Origin of the sequence: Mesorhizobium captivum, from assembly GCF_033977165.1 — a bacterium.
Lineage (GTDB): Bacteria > Pseudomonadota > Alphaproteobacteria > Rhizobiales > Rhizobiaceae > Mesorhizobium > Mesorhizobium captivum.
On sequence record NZ_JAVIJB010000019.1, the window covers coordinates 15,251 to 30,039 of the forward strand.

Annotated in this window: 16 protein-coding genes; 9 read left to right on the top strand and 7 right to left on the bottom strand. The window is 62.2% G+C overall.

Translation table 11 applies throughout. From position 1 onward, the window contains the following. The first annotated feature begins 27 nt into the window (after positions 1 to 27). From RFM40_RS17260 to RFM40_RS17290, 7 genes are all read left to right on the top strand, one after another. Positions 28 to 1,110: a polyamine ABC transporter substrate-binding protein gene (locus RFM40_RS17260; protein ID WP_320277873.1), complete on the top strand. Its 1,083-nt coding sequence runs from the start codon at positions 28 to 30 to the stop codon at positions 1,108 to 1,110. A gap of 7 nt (positions 1,111 to 1,117) precedes the next feature. Then, positions 1,118 to 1,963: an ABC transporter permease gene (locus RFM40_RS17265; RefSeq protein ID WP_320227681.1), complete on the top strand. Its 846-nt coding sequence runs from the start codon at positions 1,118 to 1,120 to the stop codon at positions 1,961 to 1,963. Between the two features lie 2 nt (positions 1,964 to 1,965). Continuing rightward, complete coding sequence (locus tag RFM40_RS17270; RefSeq protein WP_320227682.1) at positions 1,966 to 2,748, top strand: ABC transporter permease; 783 nt, start codon at positions 1,966 to 1,968, stop codon at positions 2,746 to 2,748. Then, positions 2,745 to 3,809 carry an ABC transporter ATP-binding protein gene (locus RFM40_RS17275; protein ID WP_320277874.1) on the top strand — a complete coding sequence of 355 codons (1,065 nt, stop codon included), beginning with the start codon at positions 2,745 to 2,747 and terminating at the stop codon, positions 3,807 to 3,809. Before RFM40_RS17270 ends, RFM40_RS17275 begins: the two co-directional genes overlap by 4 nt. 3 nt (positions 3,810 to 3,812) lie before the next feature. Next, complete coding sequence (locus RFM40_RS17280; RefSeq protein ID WP_320277875.1) at positions 3,813 to 4,574, top strand: MBL fold metallo-hydrolase; 762 nt, start codon at positions 3,813 to 3,815, stop codon at positions 4,572 to 4,574. Positions 4,575 to 5,115: 541 nt separating this feature from the next. Then, entirely contained in the window at positions 5,116 to 5,889 is a 774-nt protein-coding gene (locus RFM40_RS17285; protein ID WP_320220652.1) for an NAD kinase, read from the top strand. Between the two features lie 192 nt (positions 5,890 to 6,081). Continuing rightward, positions 6,082 to 7,635, top strand: coding sequence for a DEAD/DEAH box helicase (locus RFM40_RS17290; protein ID WP_320277876.1), 1,554 nt, complete (start codon positions 6,082 to 6,084; stop codon positions 7,633 to 7,635). A 160-nt stretch (positions 7,636 to 7,795) separates the two neighbouring features. On the opposite strand, the gene RFM40_RS17295 is transcribed toward RFM40_RS17290, so the two are convergent. Beyond that, positions 7,796 to 8,689, bottom strand: coding sequence for a LysR family transcriptional regulator (locus RFM40_RS17295; RefSeq protein WP_320277877.1), 894 nt, complete (start codon positions 8,687 to 8,689; stop codon positions 7,796 to 7,798). Positions 8,690 to 8,821: 132 nt separating this feature from the next. Here RFM40_RS17295 and RFM40_RS17300 point away from each other — a divergent pair, with 132 nt between their 5' ends. Together RFM40_RS17300 and RFM40_RS17305 are read left to right on the top strand one after the other, a co-directional pair. Next, positions 8,822 to 9,706, top strand: a complete 885-nt coding sequence (locus RFM40_RS17300; protein WP_320277878.1) for an NmrA/HSCARG family protein — start codon at positions 8,822 to 8,824, stop codon at positions 9,704 to 9,706. 39 nt (positions 9,707 to 9,745) lie between these two features. Beyond that, positions 9,746 to 9,994 carry a DUF2798 domain-containing protein gene (locus RFM40_RS17305; RefSeq protein WP_488259958.1) on the top strand — a complete coding sequence of 83 codons (249 nt, stop codon included), beginning with the start codon at positions 9,746 to 9,748 and terminating at the stop codon, positions 9,992 to 9,994. A 211-nt stretch (positions 9,995 to 10,205) separates the two neighbouring features. On the opposite strand, the gene RFM40_RS17310 is transcribed toward RFM40_RS17305, so the two are convergent. The 6 genes from RFM40_RS17310 to prfB form a co-directional block, all read right to left on the bottom strand. Beyond that, complete coding sequence (locus RFM40_RS17310) at positions 10,206 to 10,814, bottom strand: hypothetical protein (protein ID WP_320227689.1); 609 nt, start codon at positions 10,812 to 10,814, stop codon at positions 10,206 to 10,208. Positions 10,815 to 11,063: 249 nt separating this feature from the next. Next, positions 11,064 to 11,714 (bottom strand): YiaD family glycine zipper/OmpA-like lipoprotein, encoded by a 651-nt coding sequence (locus RFM40_RS17315; RefSeq protein WP_320227690.1) that lies wholly within the window; start codon positions 11,712 to 11,714, stop codon positions 11,064 to 11,066. 104 nt (positions 11,715 to 11,818) lie between these two features. Next, positions 11,819 to 12,187 (bottom strand): GFA family protein, encoded by a 369-nt coding sequence (locus tag RFM40_RS17320; protein ID WP_320227692.1) that lies wholly within the window; start codon positions 12,185 to 12,187, stop codon positions 11,819 to 11,821. A 223-nt stretch (positions 12,188 to 12,410) separates the two neighbouring features. Continuing rightward, positions 12,411 to 12,788, bottom strand: a complete 378-nt coding sequence (locus RFM40_RS17325; RefSeq protein WP_126100198.1) for a hypothetical protein — start codon at positions 12,786 to 12,788, stop codon at positions 12,411 to 12,413. A 300-nt stretch (positions 12,789 to 13,088) separates the two neighbouring features. Then, positions 13,089 to 13,514, bottom strand: a complete 426-nt coding sequence (locus tag RFM40_RS17330; protein ID WP_320227693.1) for a GFA family protein — start codon at positions 13,512 to 13,514, stop codon at positions 13,089 to 13,091. 56 nt (positions 13,515 to 13,570) lie between these two features. Beyond that, positions 13,571 to 14,702 (bottom strand): peptide chain release factor 2 gene (gene prfB / locus RFM40_RS17335; RefSeq protein WP_320227694.1). Its coding sequence is split into 2 segments (ribosomal slippage): positions 13,571 to 14,635 and positions 14,637 to 14,702, totalling 1,131 coding nucleotides; the frame shifts between segments, so codons are not numbered across the junction. Positions 14,703 to 14,789: the final 87 nt, after the last annotated feature.

Here is a 14,789-nt window from a genome sequence, read left to right on the forward strand (position 1 = left end):
AAGCCAGCAAGGCAGGGAGAACACTCGATGACCGTCAACGCCCGGAATCCGCTTTCCACCCTGAAGTCCCGCCTCGTCGCAGCATGCGCGGCCGCGGCGCTGCTCGTGGCCGCCGGCAGCGCTCAGGCTGCCGACCTCAACGCGCTGATCTGGTGCGACCATGCCGATCCGGCGCTGCTGCAGCCCTTCGAGGAGGCCAACAACGTCAAGATCAACGTCAAGGAGTTCGAGGGCACCGGCGCCGGCCTGGCAATCGTCGAGCAATCGCAGCCCGGCGACTGGGACGTGATGGTGATCGATTCCATCGACGTGCCGCGCGGCGTCGAAAAGGGCCTGTTCGAGCCGCTGCCCGAGGACAAGCTGCCTGTCGGCGACCTCTTCCCGGAAGTGACGATGGACAAGTCCACCGTCATCGACGGCAAACGCTACGGCATCACCGAAAAGTTCGGCTACAACACCATCGGCTTCAACAAGACGAAGGTCGATCCGGCCGACATGCAGTCGCTGGCATCGCTCACCAGCGACAAATACAAGGGTAAGGTCGCGATATACGACTACTACCTGCCGGTGATCGGCATGGCGGCTTTGGCCGTCGGCAAGAAGACCGCCGAGCTCACCGAGGCCGACCTGCCCGCGCTCAAGGCCGAGTTGCTCAAGATGAAGGCCAACGCCAAGCTGGTCGGCGAAGTCACCGCCAGCCAGACCGCCTTAGCCACAGGCGAGGTCGACATACTGGTCGGCGGCGGCGAATGGGTGACGGCCGGTCTTGCCAAGGAAAACCCGGCGCTCGACTTCTCGATCCCGAAGGAAGGCGCGGTGCTCTGGTCGCAGTCGCTCGCCATGTTCAAGGATTCCAAGAACAAGGACATGGCGCTGAAGTTCATCCAGTACATCATGAGCCCGGAAGGCCAGGCGCGGCTTGCCACGTCCTCCTGCTACTGGGGCATGCCCTCGAACAGCAAGGCGGCGCTGACCGACGAGCAGAAGAAGATCCTGCGCTTCGATGAGCAGCCCGGGTTCCTCGCCCGCGCCCAGGCCTATCCGGCGCCGAACGCCGATCTCGACAAGAAGATGCAGGACATGTGGACCGAGATGCTGCAGGCGCAGTAACCGGCCGATGAGCGTTGCGGCAAACAAAGGGCGTGCCCTGCCCTGGGCGCTGGTCACGCCGGCGCTGGCATGGACGTTGCTGTTCTTCGTGCTGCCCTTCATCGCCATGGGGCTTTCCAGCCTCACGGCGCATGAGGGCGGCGCATTCACGCTCGCCAACTACAGCCAGTTCTTCACCGATCCGTCCTACTGGCGGGCGATGGTCAACTCGCTGGAGGTGACGATGATCGTCACCGTGATCTCCATCCTGCTCGCCTACCCCTTTGCCTGGATCCTCGCGGAACAAGTGCCGGAGCGCTGGCAGCGGCTGGCGCTGATGCTGGCCGTGCTGCCCTTCTGGACATCCTATGTCGTGCGTTCCTATTCCTGGTTGCTGGTATTGGCACAGAATGGCGTCATCAACCGGGCGCTGACCGGCACCGGCCTCATTACCGAGCCGCTGCAGCTTGCCAACACGCGTTTCGCCACCGTCACCGGTTTCGTGCACTTCTTTGTTATGCTTCTCACGTTGACCATCTTCGCCAATCTCAAGCAACTCAGCCCGAGCTACCGCAGGGCCGCCGCCGACCTCGGCGCCGGGCCGGTGCGCACCTTCCTGCATGTCGTGCTGCCGCTCACCCTGCCGGGCATCATGGTCGGCGCCTTCCTGACCTTCGTGCTCTGCATCGGCGACTACATCACGCCGCAGATCCTCGGCGGCAACAACGAGCTGGTCATGCCACAGCTGGTGATGATGCAGATCGGACGCCGCGGCGATTTCCCGCTGGCTTCGGCGCTGTCGATCATCCTGATGGCCGTCGTCACCATCGCCTATCTCGCCTGCGCCCGCTGGCTGAAGATCGAGCGAGCCTGACCATGCGCACCATCGTCCGCTTCGCCGCCTGGCTCTACGCCATCTTGATCTACGGCTTCATCTTCCTGCCGGTGGTCGTGCTGGTGCTGTTCTCGCTGCAGGCGACCTCCTTTCCGATCCCACCCTTCACCGGCCCCTCGTTGCGCTGGTACCAAGCTGTTCTGTCCGACACGCGGCTCACCTCGGCGCTGGTCAATTCGCTGCTGGTGGCGGTGCTCTCCTCGCTGACGTCCGTCACGCTCGGCTTCCTCTCCGCCTGGGGCTTTGCGCGCTTCGTGCTGCCGGGCTCGGCGCTGCTGCGCGGGCTGATCGCGCTGCCGCTCACCGTCAGCTATCTCATTATCGGCATGGGCTTGCTGGTGCTGTTCAACTGGGCCGGCGTGCCGAAGTCGCTCACTGCCGCCGGTATCGGCCATGTCGTGATCAACCTGCCGCTCTGCTTCGCCATCATCTACAGCCAGATGGGCGACCACCAGATCAACATCGAGCGCGCCGCGCGCGACCTCGGCGCCGCCGAATGGAAGGTGCTGCTGATGATTACCGTGCCGGTGATGGCGCCGGCGATCTTCGCCGGTTTTTTCCTGTCGATGACCTTTTCGTGGGACGAGTTCGTCATCTCCTTCCTGCTCACACGCTTCGAGACGACGCTCCCAGTGGAAATCTGGAATCTCTTGCGCTCCGGCCTCAATCCCAAGACCAATGCCGTCGGCTCGCTGGTCTTTGCCGTCTCCATCGTCCTGGTGGTGTTTTTCGAACTGACGCTGTTGCGGAGAAAGCCGGCATGAGCGCGCCCCTTGTCGACATCCGCAACGTCTCGCATCGCTTCGGCCAGCTCCCGGTGCTGAAGAACGTCTCGCTCGCTATCGAGCCCGGCAGCTACACGATCCTGCTCGGGCCGTCCGGCTCCGGCAAGACGACGCTGCTGTCGATCCTTGGCGGCTTTGTCACGCCCAGCGAAGGCAAGGTCTTTATTCGCGGCGAGGACTGCACGTCCGTGCCGCCGGCCAAGCGTCCGACGACCACCGTATTTCAGGACTACGCGCTGTTCCCGCATATGAGCGTCGGCGGCAATGTCGGCTTCGGGTTGCGCATGCAGGGCGTCGACGGCGCGACTCGCGCGGCGAAATCGCGCGAGGCGCTTGCCCTTGTCGGCCTGGCGGCTGCCTTCGACAAGAAGCCGCATCAGCTCTCCGGCGGCCAGCGACAGCGCGTGGCGCTGGCACGCGCGCTGGTCATCGAGCCGGTGGTGCTGCTGCTCGACGAGCCGCTCGGCGCGCTCGACCTGAAACTGCGCCGGCAGATGCAGGATGAATTGAAGGCGATTCAGAAGCGCGTCGGCACCGCCTTCGTCCATGTCACGCACGATCAGGAAGAAGCGATGGCGCTGGCAGACCATTGCGTGGTGATGAATGACGGACGCATCGAGGACGAAGGTTCGCCCGAGCGCGTCTATGCGCGGCCGAAGACGCGCTTCTCCGCCACCTTCATGGGTGAAAGCACGATCCTCGCCGGCAAGGTTGGCGATTCCCGGGATGGGTGCATCACGGTCACGACAGAGCTCGGCCCGATCTCGCTGCCCGGCACTTCGCCGGCCGGCGCCGGCGTTGCGCTTGCCATCCGGCCCGAGCACCTCGTCCTCGGCGAAGCCAAAGGCGATGTCGCGCTGGGTACCGCCAAAGTCAGCGACGTCGTTTTCCAAGGCAGCTTCAAGCGCGTGCTGGCCAGCTCGACGCTGGATCCCGCTCTGGAGTTCATCGCCAAGGCTCCAGCTTCGGCCTCTGTCCAGGCAGGCGACACGATCGCGGTTTCATGCGACGCTCAAGACATCATCCTGCTGGCGGACTGAGCAATGAGCACGCTTCCGGTTATCGAAGCTTCGGATTGGTACGAAACCATCCGCATGGGCGACGACGTCACGCTGATCCACGAGCCATGGATAAAACCGTTCTTCCGCTGCAACGTCTGGCATGTGCGCGGCCGCGACCGCGATCTGCTGTTCGATACCGGGCTTGGCCATTTCAGCCTCAGGCGCCATGTACCGCTGGTCACCGAGCGCAAGCTCGTCTGCGTCGCCAGCCACACGCATTTCGACCATATCGGCTGCCATCACGAATTCCCGGACCGCTGCGTGCATTCGGCTGAGGCGGACATCCTTGCCGACCCGCGCAACGAATGGACGGTCGCCGACCGCTATGCCAATGAGGAGATGTTCGATCGCTGGCCGGAGGGCTGGGACACTGCGCGCTACCGCATCCTACCCGCGCCTGCCGGCCACCTGCTCGAGCATGGAGACGTTGTCGACCTTGGCGACCGTGCCTTCGAGGTCATCCACACGCCCGGACACTCGCCGGGCGGCATCGCGCTCTTTGAGAAGAAGACGAGCATCCTTTTGTCCGGCGACATCGTCTATGACGGGCCGCTGATCGACGACGTCTACCACTCAGACATCGAGGACTATGTGGAGACGCTGCTTGCCATGCGCGACATCGACGTCTCGGTCGTGCATGGCGGCCATTTCCCGAGCTTCGGCAAGGTGCGCTATCGCCAATTGATCGATGAGTATCTGGCGCACAAGCGCAAGGCCGGCTGCCACCTGCAGCGGAGCAGCTGAACGATCCGACGCTGTTTGCGATGCTGACTTAAAGCATGTCTCCCGAAAGTGGGACCGGTTTCGGGATAAAGACATGCGTAAAATCAAAAACTAAAGCGCATGAAGCGAATCTGAAAGATCGCGACGCGCTTTAAAGCGCCCTTTGCGGACAGGGCGTTCCGGCGGCGTCGCCGCAACGGGAGACCGTGGGCTGCTGCGGCCGCAAACTCATCTCTTCCGAATGCCGCACCAGTTCGGCGAACATGAGGGCGAAACTTCCCATCATCAGGAAGACTATGATCAGACGCGTCACCGGCAATAGACAGGTCTCTCGACTGGCTAGCCCCCGCCACCCATCCACTGCCGGCTAACATGATCGATCCGGCTTTACGAGTGTTTAAGCTTCGTCTTAACCATTCCGGTCATCACATTCGTTGCACGCCTGTCACGAAGCGCGATTGCGCCTTCCCTTCGAGGCACGGCAGCCGCCCTTTGCAGAGGCCTGCGCCGCATGCTACGCCGTCGCCGGCGCGGCCATGCAAGCGGTCGCCCCCTGGGAGCCATGAGCAAAGAAACCAGCCGCTTCGCCTTCGTCTCTTCCGATACCGACGACGCTCGCGCGGCGCTGGACACCTTGTCGGCGCGCTATGGGCAGATGCCTGTCGCGGATGCCGAGATCGTCATTGCGCTCGGCGGCGACGGATTCCTGCTGCAGACGCTGCGCGACACGATGAGCACCGGCAAGAAAGTCTACGGCATGAACCGTGGCACCATCGGCTTCCTGATGAACGAATATCGCGCCGGCGGTCTCGATGAGCGCATCGCGAGGGCGGTGTCCGAAACGATCCGCCCGCTGGAAATGGTCGCAGTCACGCATGACGGAGAATCCGTTTCGGCTTTGGCGATCAACGAAGTGGCGCTTTGGCGTCAGTCCTATCAAACCGCAAAAATCCGCATCACCGTCGACGAGCAGGTGCGGCTGGAGGAACTGAACTGCGACGGCGTGATGATTGCCACGCCGGCAGGCTCCACCGCCTACAATCTGTCGGCGCACGGGCCGATCCTGCCGCTCGATGCGCCGCTTCTGGCGCTGACGCCGGTGAGCCCCTTCCGGCCTCGACGCTGGCGCGGCGCGCTGCTGTCGAACAAGGCAACGGTGCGCTTCGACATATTGGAGTGGGAAAAGCGCCCGGTTAACGCCGCCGCCGACCATACCGAGGTCAAGGCGATTGCCTCGGTCACGGTCCGGGAATCGCCGACCGCGACGGCGACGTTGCTGTTCGACCCCAACCATTCTTGGAACGAGCGTATTCTTGCAGAGCAATTCCGCTATTGAGCCGGCGCAAGGACAAGACCACGATTAAGCATCGCGATTAAGGTTACGTCTTCACAATTGCTGGATTTCCGGGCCGTTTCTGTTGACAAATCGCGGACTTGCGCCTAACTGCAAGCCCGATCTTGCAGGCGCGCGGCGCCTGCCGCAACGCGTGTTGCGATTTTTCCCGAACCAGCCAAAGACAACAAACACTTGTCCTCAGACGCCACGACCGCTCAAGAAGCGTTGACATTCACCGACCTCGGCCTGTCGCCAAAGGTCCTCTCCGCAGTCACCGATGCCGGCTACACCAAGCCGACCCCGATCCAGGCCGGCGCCATCCCGCATGCGCTGCTCGGCAAGGACGTGCTGGGCATTGCCCAGACCGGCACGGGCAAGACCGCCTCCTTCGTGCTGCCGATGCTGACCAGGCTGGAAAAGGGCCGAGCGCGGGCCCGCATGCCGCGCACGCTGATCCTCGAGCCGACGCGCGAACTGGCGGCGCAGGTCGAAGAGAACTTCATCAAATACGGCAAGAACCACAAGCTCAACATCGCGCTCCTGATCGGCGGTGTCTCATTCGATGAGCAGGACAAGAAGCTGGAGCGCGGCGCAGACGTCTTGATCGCGACGCCCGGCCGCCTGCTCGACCATCGAGAGCGCGGCAAGCTCTTGCTCAACGGCGTCGAGATCCTCGTCATCGACGAAGCCGACCGCATGCTCGACATGGGCTTCATCCCCGACATCGAGCGCATCTGCGAGATGATCCCGTTCACGCGCCAGACGCTGTTCTTCTCGGCGACGATGCCGCCGGAGATCACCAAGCTCACGGAAAAGTTCCTGCACGCGCCGGTGCGCGTCGAGGTCTCCAAGGCTGCTTCCACTGCGACCAGCATCACGCAGCGCCTGGTGAAGTCGGGCTCCAAGCCGTGGGACAAGCGCGAGACGCTGCGCAACCTGATCAAGGCCGAAGACTCCGATCTGAAGAACGCCATCATCTTCTGCAATCGCAAGGTCGAGGTGTCGGAGCTTTTCCGCTCGCTGCTGAAGCATGATTTCGACGCCGGCGCGCTGCATGGCGACATGGACCAGCGCGCGCGCATGCAGATGCTGGCCAATTTCCGCGATGGCAAGCTGCGTTATCTCGTCGCCTCGGACGTCGCCGCGCGCGGCCTCGACATTCCGGACGTCAGCCACGTCTTCAACTACGACGTGCCGATTCATGCCGAGGACTATGTCCACCGCATCGGCCGCACCGGCCGCGCCGGCCGTTCCGGCAAGTCTTTCACCATCGCGACGCGCTCCGACACCAAATATGTCGACGCCATCGAGAAGCTGATCGGCACCAAGATCGAATGGCATGATGGCGACCTGTCGACCGTGACCGAGAGCGAAGGCGAGGACTCGCCCCGCCGTGGCCGCGGCACCCCGCGCCGCGCTGGCCGCAAGGATGAGGATCGCAAGGGGCGGGGCGAGCGCAAGAAGGAGCGTCACGCCAGGCATGGCGAGGACGAGATGCCGGAGACGGCGCGCGAAGAGCCGCCGGTCGCCGAGGTCGCCGACATTGCGGAGCGCCGCGCCCGCAAGGACGCGATCCGTTCCGAGAACGACCGCAAGGGTTCCGCCAACCGCAATGAGCAGCGCAGCGACGGCCGTTCCCAGCGCGATCACAACCGCCCTGCCCGCCATCGCCAGGAGGAAGACGACGCGACCGTTGGCTTCGGCGACGACGTGCCGGCCTTCATGCGGATCGTCGCCAAGGTCTGACGCTAAGGTCTCGCGCGTCCTTGCCGACGCGCACAGACGTCTTTTCTTTCCAGAACAACTCACGAACCTAATCTCGTTGTGTTTCAAAGTGGCCGCGAGACGGTGACATGGTCGTCGGCGTTGCTGTCGACCCGGCGCGCCACTGCATGGCATCCCTCCGTTACAGGTTTCTAAGGTCCAGGCGGGATGCCAGCATATCCAGAAACGCACGAACCTTGGCAGAGGATGATCTGCCTTCCTGCCACAGTGCGTGTATCGGCACCGGCACCGGCTCGAATTCCGTCAAAACCAACTCAACGCGGCCGTCATCCACCAGATGCTTGATCTGCCAAAGAGGCGAGTAGCCGAGGCCCAGTCCGTGGATCGCTGCGGCATAGATCGGCGTCATCAGATTGGAGCGAAAGGTGCCTGCGACTTTCACCGTTCGGGGCTTGCCGTCGATCTGAAACATCCATTCGCCCGGACGCTCGTCGACGGTACGAACGATGCAACTGTGCTTGCCAAGTTCAAACGGATGGCTCGGCCGGCCGCGCTCCGCAAAATAGGAAGGCGCGCCGAACACCACGCGCCGCAACGCCCCAAGGCGTTTCGCTCTTAGGCTGGAATCCGGCAGATCGCCGATCCGTACCGCCAGATCGAGGGCCTCGGCGCCGAGGTCGGCAAATTCATCGGAAAGCCGGAGGTCGACCTCGACCCGCGGGTGCGTCCGCATGTAGCCGGCGATGACAGGCACGAGGAAATCAGGGCCGAACAGCACCGGCGCGCCGACGCGCAGGACGCCTGATGGCTCCGAGCGCTGGTTGGCAGCCTTAAGCGTTGCTTCGTTGATTTCGTCGATGGCGGGCTTGATGCGGCGGAAAAACGCCGCCCCGGCTTCGCTTGGTGCCGAGCGGCGTGTCGTTCTGTGCACAAGCTCGACCCCAACGGCTTCCTCCAGCGTTGCCAAGGACCGGCTGATCGACTGCAGCGAGCGATTCGTCCGTCGCGCGGCAGCCGTCAAGCTGCCATGCTCGACGATTGCGATGAAAGCTTCAAAGTCGTCGATCCGGCTCATCTATCCGCCTCATAGTTTCTCCCGACAATCGAGAGAAACTATCGCAAATCTGCATAATTGTACCGAAGTTCGTGACTTATTATTTTCCCGACCAGAGGTCCCGAAAGGACAAAACCGATGGAGGGAATAGTCATGCAAGCACCCAGGCCAACCGTTCTGGTCGTTGGCGCCACAGGCCGGTTTGCCGGACTTGTCGTGCCTGAACTGGTCCGCCGCAACGCCAATGTTCGAGCGCTCATCCGCGACTCCGCGAACGTCGAAAAGGCGCGGCAGTTCGGAGCATCCGAGGTTGCGACAGGAGATTTGCGCGATCGCCGGAGCCTCGAAAGCGCGCTCGAAGGTGTCGACGGCGTCTTTCACATCGGACCGGCCTTTGCCGCCGACGAAGCCGCCATGGGTGTTGCCATGGTCGAGGCAGCCGCGCGGGCAGGCGTTCGGAAATTCGTCTTCTCGTCGGTGATCCAGCCCACCAATACGAGGCTGAAGAACCATGCCAGCAAGGTGCCCGTCGAGGATGCGCTCTACTCGACGAACATGGAATATACCATTCTGCACCCCGCCAATTTCATGCAGAACATTGCCGCCGCCTGGCCGTCAGTCGTCGAGCATGGCGTCTTCGCGGAGCCGTTTCCAAAGACGGCGAAGCTAGCGCGCGTCGACTACCGCGATGTCGCGGAAGTGGCGGCGATCGCATTGACCGAATCGCGACTGTCCTATGCAACCCTCGAGCTATGCGCAGCGGGCATGCATAGCCGGGAGGAGATCGTTTCGATGATGAGCGAGGAGCTAGGCCGCCCCATCGCCGCGGGCGAGCCGACCTTTGCCCAGTGGGCGGCGAACGCCCGTGTCCCTTACAGCGACCACCAGATGCAATCGCTGGCCAAGGTCCATGACCACTACGCTCGATATGGCCTCGGCGGCAACAGCCTGACATTGCGCGCCGCCCTGGGCCACGAGCCGCGCTCGTTACGAAGCCTCATTCGTGAGTTGGCCCTGCAGTCGGCGACTATCGCCTGATTGCCCGCAGGCGCCTACCTATTTTTCTGACCAGGAGATTTGAAATTGAGAAAGCTACCGCCCTCTTACAATGCACTGGTAATGCCATTCGTTCTTTCGATCCTCATGTCCTGCATTGTCTCGGCAATGTCGACGTCAATCAGCACAGGCTGGACAACCGGGTTCATAGCGACCTGGTGGTATGCATGGGGCGCATCATGGCTTGTTGCGTTTCCGAGTTTGCTGATTGTGCTTCCGATCGTGCGCCGGATCGTTGCGGCAATTGTCGATCAGCCGGCCAGATCCTGATCTGTGGAACCGAAGATCGCCGGTTAGCCGACCAGGATAACCAACAAAAGTGGAAGGCGACGCGACCGTCGCTTCGGCGACGACGCGAAAGTCTGATCTTCGATACCAGCATCGGCAGAATCGAAACGGCCCCAAACGGGGCCGTTGTCTTACTGCGGCTCGCCCAAAGGGGTTCAGCGAAGCACTTTTGATGGAATTGTCCCGCTGGCCCCTACATAGGTCCTGGCATCATCTTGGTTGGTTTCTCCAGCATCGGAAACTCGGCGTTGGTGCATTTCACCTTCGGGTTCGTCGGGGTGAACATGCCGTTCGGATTGTCCCTGAACAGCCAGGCGTGAAGATCGTAGTGGACGAACTCCTTCGGGATCAGCGGATAGTGCCCCTCCATCGGCCCCATGAATTTTTGACCGAACAGACTCGGGGCTTCCTTGACGTCCGGCGTCAGCGGCACCAGCCATTCCACGCCGACCAGTTTCAAGCCTTTCTTGGTCGGTTCATAGATCAGGACATTGGGCTTCATCGGATCGAGCGGCTTGCCGACACTTGGGACGTTGACGAAATGGACGCCCATGGCGCCCTTCGGATAGTCCATCGTGCCCGGTATCTTCTCGCCGCTGTAGTAGACGCAGCCTTCGGTCGACAGATAGAGGTCGCGGAGGGCGGCGGTGTAGTCTTCATACTTTGCCAACGATTTTTTCAGGGCCTCGAGGTCGGCCTTGTTGGCGTCTTCGGCCCGAGCCGTGGCGGCACCAAGCCATGCGCCCAAGAGACCAGTCAAAACGAGGACGCCGCAGCGCCCAAGGCGAGCCGTTCTTGTCATGCATTCCTCCCAGACTTTGATCTGGCCGTGCAAGACCGAGGCGGAAAAATGCTGATGGCGCGGCCAGTTACCGCCTCATCCCCTCTGGAACAGCATCGATGCTAGTCCTTTCCATGGCTCTGGAAAAGTATCAATTAGAGCAAGCTAATGGCCTAAGACTTTTGACCTAATTTGAGGTACGCCAAACAAAAACGGCCCCTTCCGGGGCCGTTTTGCTTAGTGGACTTGCTCCGTCGTGAGTCGTTTCTCTCAGGTGAGCGGCGACAGCTGAATCTCGACGCGTCGGTTCTGCGCTCGGCCGGCGGCCGTCGCATTGGAAGCGACCGGGCGTGTCTTGCCGAAGCCGGTGACCGCGAAGCGGCGGGAATCGACGCCCTGGCCGGAGAGGTAGTTGGCGACTGCCAGCGCGCGCCGCTGCGACAGGTCGAAATTGTGCTCGTCGCCGCCGGTCGAGTCGGTGTGGCCGAAGACGTCGACGGTGGTCTGGCGGAATTTGTTCAGCACCAGCGCCACCGAGTTCAGCACCGGATAGAAGCCGGGCTTCACCGCGTCCTGGTCGATGTTGAAGGTGATGTCGGACGGCATGTTGAGGATGATCTGATCGCCGCTGCGGGTGACGCTGACGCCGGTGCCTTGCAGTTGGCGGCGAAGTTCCGCTTCGTTCTGATCCATCGTCGCGCCGATCGCGCCGCCGGCGAGCGCGCCGATGCCCGCGCCGATCAGCGCGTTGCGGCGATCATTGCCGCCGGCCAACAGACCGAGGCTGGCGCCTGCCAGCGCGCCGAGGCCGGCGCCGGCCGCCGTGTTGGAGATCTTCTGGTCGCCGGTATACGGATCGGTGGTGGTGCAGGCGCTCACGAGCACAGCCGTCGCCACGACGACGAGCACGGTCTTCTTCATAAGATGGTCCCTCTCCAAATCGCGGCCATTGCAGCCGCGCCAAATCAGCCCTTCCGCATGCCTTGTAACATGAATTGCGGCAAAAAGCGGAACGGCAAAGCGTGCTACCAGAGGTTCTTGCCGTCGATCACCACCACTTCGACCTTGTCCAGGTCAAAATCGTCGAACAGCCGGGAATTGACGCTGATTTTCGGGTTATCGAAGTCGGGCTGACCAGTCGACCAATCGGGCGTTTCGGTAAAGGTGCCGCAGCCGCAGGTGGCGCAGAAACCGTGTTTGATGGTTTTCGAACCCCAGCGGTAGAAGGAGACGTTCTCAGGCGGGCTGGTGAGCTTGAATTGCGACGGGACGTAATAAGCCCAGAGCGCCCCGCGCTTGGAGCAAAAGGAACATGTGCATTGCGTGACTGTCTGCGGCGCTTCGGACACTTCGAATGTCGTCGCCTTGCAGTGGCAGCTACCCTTGATGGTCATGAACGTCACCTCACCGTCGTCCGCCGCCCCTTGGATCACGCAATTCCAGACGGAAACCGCTGCGGAATTGCTTTAGCGGCAAGGCAACATAAAGAAGCGGTCCTGACAACTGTCTGCCAGCAGGTTTGGCAGTTCGGCGGTCGGCCCTAAAGCGCGTCGCGATCTTTCAGATTCGCTGCAGGTCTTTGCCCCGAAACCGGTTCCCACTTTCAGGAGACATGCTTTAGTAGGAACGCGGCGGCACGAATAGGCAGATTGTCTTGCCGGCATCTAAACCAGCCTGATGCGCGCACCAATGGAATTCACCGTCCGGGCTATCCTTTACCCGCTTGTCGGTCATGGGAACAACTTCACCGGTTCCGGCAATTACATACCCTTCGGGTTTCTCAAGGACCTCACCCGTGTGAGCAGTGCGGCAATCGTAGTTGGCGCAGCAGGCAAAGGGATAGCTCCAGCCCTGCGGCATGGCCGCCGTAGGCTTGGCGTCGTGCGCGAAAGCAGGCGCAGTCAGAACCGCGACCACGCCGGTGACGAACAGGGAAAACAGGAGTCGGCCGGCCGGATGAACGGCTTGGGCCGATCTTGACTTGGCAGCAGACATCGAAGCGTTCCTTTCGAGCATCAAGCGTTTTCGCTTGCCCGTTCCCGGAACGTGTCTTCCCAGTGGCCGGATCGTCAGTCGCAGATATGCCGCGTCCGGCCATAAATGCTTCTATCCCCCAGCCCAAATGCTGAGCTGATTCCTTGGCCGGCGCAAGAAGTGGGCGCGCCCTTCGGATCGCACCGGAGCTTCAGCATCGGCCACGGAAAAGGGTGCGCCGACTTGGGTAACGAGAATTAAACGACAAGCCTGCGACCAGGGTGCCTAAGAACGAAATTCTGCTGACGGAGGTTCCGGCCCTCAGCCGGTGACATGTTCACGATATTGCGGCAGGTCGTCCGTAATCGTGAACCATGACGCCTTGGAACCGACGAAGATGTGTGCATTCGGGCGAACGCTTGGATCGTCCATCAGCGTCCCCATCGCGACATGGACGTAAGCGCCCTCCCGCACCAATGAATAGAGCAGAGAGCCGCATTGCCCGCAATGCGCGTCGTGGCCGCTGGCATCGCCGTAGATCAGCAACTTGCCGTCGCCCGCGGTGAGACGAAACTTGTCGCGTTCGATGCCGGCGAAGGGCTTGAAGGCGGAGCCTGTGGTGCGGCGGCAGTTGGAGCAATGGCAATTGGCCGCGTAGACGAATTCGTCGGCTACCTCGTAGCAAACTGCGCCGCAGAAGCATTTTCCGGCAAGCGTGCGAACGCTTGCCTTTTCCGGATTTGCCAAGGTCTTCCTCCCTGCCAGCCGCCACCTGCTAGTAGGCTGGCTTTTCTCGGATCGCTCTAATCCAGGTCCGCCACCGCCTCCCCGGCGCCGCCCTCGATACGGTGTGACAGCGAAGCCTCCATGAACTCATCGAGATCGCCGTCGAGCACGCTTGACGGGCTGGTGCTTTCGACACCCGTGCGCAGGTCCTTCACCAACTGGTAGGGCTGCAGAACATAGGAGCGGATCTGGTGGCCCCAGCCGATATCGCTCTTCGACGCCTCGGTGGCGTTGGCCACCGCCTCGCGCTTCTTCAGCTCTTCCTCGTAGAGCCGCGAGCGCAGCATCTCCCACGCCTTGGCGCGGTTCTTGTGCTGCGAGCGCTCAGCCTGGCAAGCGACCGCGATGCCGGTCGCGAGATGGGTGATGCGGACCGCCGAGTCGGTGGTGTTGACGTGCTGCCCGCCCGAGCCCGAGGAACGATAGGTGTCGATGCGGACGTCGGATTCGGAAACGTTGATCTCGATCGAGTCGTCGATCACCGGATAGACCCAGACGCTGGCGAAAGACGTGTGGCGCCGCGCATTGCTGTCGTAAGGCGAGATGCGCACCAGGCGGTGGACGCCGGACTCGGTCTTGAGCCAGCCATAGGCGTTGTGGCCCTTGATCAGCACCGTGGCGGACTTGATGCCGGCTTCTTCGCCGTCATGAACTTCCAGCACCTCGACCTTGAAGCGGCGCCGCTCGGCCCAGCGCGTGTACATGCGCAAAAGCATCGAGGCCCAGTCCTGGCTCTCGGTGCCGCCGGCGCCGGCATGGATTTCGAGATAGGTGTCGTTGGCGTCGGCCTCGCCCGAGAGCAGCGTCTCGACCTGGCGGGCCTTGGCCTCGCCCTGCATGGAACGAAGCGCGGCCTCGGCTTCTGCGACGACAGCCTCGTCGCCCTCTTCCTCGCCAAGCTCGATCAGGCCGATATTGTCCTCGAGCGCCTGGGTCAGACCCTTGACCGCCGCAATGCCTTCCTCGAGGCCCTGGCGCTCCCGCATCAGCTTCTGCGCTTCCACCGGGTCGTTCCAGAGGCTGGAATCCTCGGCGCGCGTGTTCAGGTATTCAAGCCGCTTGATGGCCTGATCCCAGTCAAAGATGCCTCCTCAGCAGGGTTATCGCCTGCCTGATCTCGTCGACAATGTTGAGCGTTTCCGCGCGCATGGGTCTCGTGCTGTCCTGTTCTTCTCATTCTTTTCGGAATCGGCGCGATACATAGGCATGCCACCGCTGCCTGTAAAGCGAAATGGG

Bases quoted from the DNA above. Each gene is read 5' to 3' on its own strand.
- RFM40_RS17285 (WP_320220652.1), top strand. From the start codon at position 5,116: ATGAGCAAAGAAACCAGCCGCTTCGCCTTCGTCTCTTCCGATACCGAC.
- RFM40_RS17275 (WP_320277874.1), top strand. From the start codon at position 2,745: ATGAGCGCGCCCCTTGTCGACATCCGCAACGTCTCGCATCGCTTCGGC.
- RFM40_RS17315 (WP_320227690.1), bottom strand. From the start codon at position 11,714: ATGAAGAAGACCGTGCTCGTCGTCGTGGCGACGGCTGTGCTCGTGAGC.
- RFM40_RS17310 (WP_320227689.1), bottom strand. From the start codon at position 10,814: ATGACAAGAACGGCTCGCCTTGGGCGCTGCGGCGTCCTCGTTTTGACT.
- RFM40_RS17260 (WP_320277873.1), top strand. From the start codon at position 28: ATGACCGTCAACGCCCGGAATCCGCTTTCCACCCTGAAGTCCCGCCTC.
- RFM40_RS17270 (WP_320227682.1), top strand. From the start codon at position 1,966: ATGCGCACCATCGTCCGCTTCGCCGCCTGGCTCTACGCCATCTTGATC.
- RFM40_RS17325 (WP_126100198.1), bottom strand. From the start codon at position 12,788: ATGTCTGCTGCCAAGTCAAGATCGGCCCAAGCCGTTCATCCGGCCGGC.
- RFM40_RS17300 (WP_320277878.1), top strand. From the start codon at position 8,822: ATGCAAGCACCCAGGCCAACCGTTCTGGTCGTTGGCGCCACAGGCCGG.
- RFM40_RS17320 (WP_320227692.1), bottom strand. From the start codon at position 12,187: ATGACCATCAAGGGTAGCTGCCACTGCAAGGCGACGACATTCGAAGTG.
- RFM40_RS17265 (WP_320227681.1), top strand. From the start codon at position 1,118: ATGAGCGTTGCGGCAAACAAAGGGCGTGCCCTGCCCTGGGCGCTGGTC.
- RFM40_RS17295 (WP_320277877.1), bottom strand. From the start codon at position 8,689: ATGAGCCGGATCGACGACTTTGAAGCTTTCATCGCAATCGTCGAGCAT.
- RFM40_RS17280 (WP_320277875.1), top strand. From the start codon at position 3,813: ATGAGCACGCTTCCGGTTATCGAAGCTTCGGATTGGTACGAAACCATC.